We start from the raw sequence: 2,110 nt of genomic DNA, 5'->3' as shown, positions 1-2,110 counted from the left end.
TCCTCAAGTTACGAACTTTTATAGCCTATCTCGAAAGACACCGCCTCCGTATCCCCTGACTACCAAGCTTTTCAAACACAAGGAATTACCATTGGCTCTGGTGCTGTTGAATCTACTATCAAGCAAATTGGGCGTAGAATCAAAATATCTGGTGCTCAGTGGAAGCGCGATAATCTTCCCCAAGTTCTTAAACATCGTTGCGCTTATCTCAACCTCAATCTTGCCTAAGTATATTTACTCAGTGCCTAATTGAGATGCTCCCGTACGTCTTTCGATCGCCTAAAACAATCACTTCTGGCTCGCCATCTAGATCGATATCATGCAAGTAAAAACCTATCCCATAAGCGTAAGTACTTTCAGGAATTGATTTGCTTTCATAAAGAACTTTTCCTTCACGGTATATTCTCAGGCGTTCGTTAGCAATCGAGTCTTCGCGAGAGTTGAATTCTTCTTTACCATTGATACGGATAAAAGAACTTTCAACCTTAACTTTACCAAGAGCTTTATATTGCACAAATTGGACTTCACGGCTTGATAAGGGTGAAGGTAAGGGGGATTGATCAGGTATAGGCAAGCAAGAATTTTGAGAGCTATCTACTAAATGAAAAAGGGAGGTAAATGTCTTTGCATAATTAACCGTAAAATCTGCTGGAAGAAACACAGTTTTAGCGATTATCAATATTTCAATAATAGATAGCACAAGAAATTGATTACTAAGGTTCTAAGTCGATACATATATTGTCGCATCATCATAGCTTATATGTAAAAAACAAGAGTAGTTAGAGGCAATAAATAGGGATTGTCACTATATTTTTAAGATTTATATTAATAAAATCTAGTTAGCACGAATTTTTAGCACATTGATTCCACTTGCCATCATGAAAATTGCCCAGTATTCATAACAAATTTCAATTTAAAGCGCTTTGCGCTCAAACCCAAACCAAGAAGATTTTTGAAAGCTTTGCAAAGCAAAGCTTTCAAAAATCTTCTTGGTTTGGGTTTGAGCGCAAAGTGCTGTAGGTTTGATGTCCAGACTTAAGTGAATATAGCTAGAATACCAATTCAAAAAATGGCAACGCCATTTTTTTGAATTGGTATTACAACATAAAGCGCTGTAAAATGTTCGTTCTTGGGCTGATTGTTGTGATTTTTTGGGAAAATTTGAAAAGTCTATGCTAGCAAAACGCATTTTGCCTTGTCTGGATGTTAAAGCGGGTCGCGTCGTCAAAGGTGTAAATTTTGTCGATCTGAAGGATGCTGGCGATCCCGTAGAGTTAGCACAGGCTTATAACCTTGCAGGGGCTGACGAGCTGGTTTTTTTAGATATTACGGCTACTCATGAAGATCGCAACATTATTTTAGATGTGGTCTATCGCACCGCAGAGCAAGTATTTATTCCCCTAACCGTGGGTGGCGGTGTCCGCAATCTCGATAATATTCGCGAACTTTTAAGGGCAGGTGCAGATAAAGTGAGCATGAATTCGGCGGCAGTCAGTGATCCTGATTTGATTAACCGCAGCAGCGATCGCTTTGGCAATCAATGTATCGTCGTGGCGATCGATGCTAGACGCAGAAACGATCCTCAAAATATGGGCTGGGATGTATATGTGCGCGGTGGAAGAGAGAATACGGGAATTGATGCCCTTTGGTGGGCTCAGGAAGTTGTGAAGCGCGGTGCGGGGGAAATTTTGCTAACGAGTATGGATGCGGATGGGACAAAGGCGGGATACGATCTGGAACTTACCCGTCAAGTTGCCGATTTAGTGGAAGTGCCTGTGATCGCTTCGGGCGGAGCTGGCAACTGCAATCACATCCTGCAAGCAGTCACCGAAGGTAGGGCTGAAGCCGCATTATTAGCTTCGTTACTGCATTACGGAGAGTTAACGATCGCAGAAATTAAGGATTACCTGCGTGCGAATCACGTTCCTGTGCGATCGATCTAGTTATAGCTGTCGCCAAATGTTCTAAGACATAAACCCCAAGAATTGACTGGCAGCGCTTTTCGCCGCTAGTCAATTCTTGGGGTTTGATTTTCCTAAGTCAAGTGACTGTAGCTAACGTGAGTTCGGGATAATTTGAAACGAGCTTTGAGAAAGGGTTTGCGTAGCAA

Annotated in this window: 2 protein-coding genes and 1 pseudogene; 2 read left to right on the top strand and 1 reads right to left on the bottom strand. The window is 41.8% G+C overall.

The features are described 5' to 3' along the window. Positions 1-228 (top strand): annotated as a pseudogene (locus tag PSE7429_RS25355) (ISKra4-like element ISMae18 family transposase); the annotation flags it as partial. 10 nt (positions 229-238) lie between these two features. Here PSE7429_RS25355 and PSE7429_RS22540 read toward each other — a convergent pair. Next, on the bottom strand, positions 239-700 hold the full coding sequence (locus PSE7429_RS22540) for a hypothetical protein (RefSeq protein WP_009629709.1): 462 nt from the start codon (positions 698-700) through the stop codon (positions 239-241). Between the two features lie 472 nt (positions 701-1,172). Here PSE7429_RS22540 and hisF point away from each other — a divergent pair, with 472 nt between their 5' ends. Further along, entirely contained in the window at positions 1,173-1,943 is a 771-nt protein-coding gene (gene hisF, locus PSE7429_RS22530) for an imidazole glycerol phosphate synthase subunit HisF (RefSeq protein ID WP_009629708.1), read from the top strand. Positions 1,944-2,110: the final 167 nt, after the last annotated feature.

It is taken from the genome of Pseudanabaena biceps PCC 7429, from assembly GCF_000332215.1.
Classification (GTDB): Bacteria; Cyanobacteriota; Cyanobacteriia; order Pseudanabaenales; family Pseudanabaenaceae; genus Pseudanabaena; species Pseudanabaena biceps.
The sequence above is the reverse complement of the archived record's forward strand: the minus strand, read 5'-3'. Positions and strand labels throughout refer to the sequence as shown.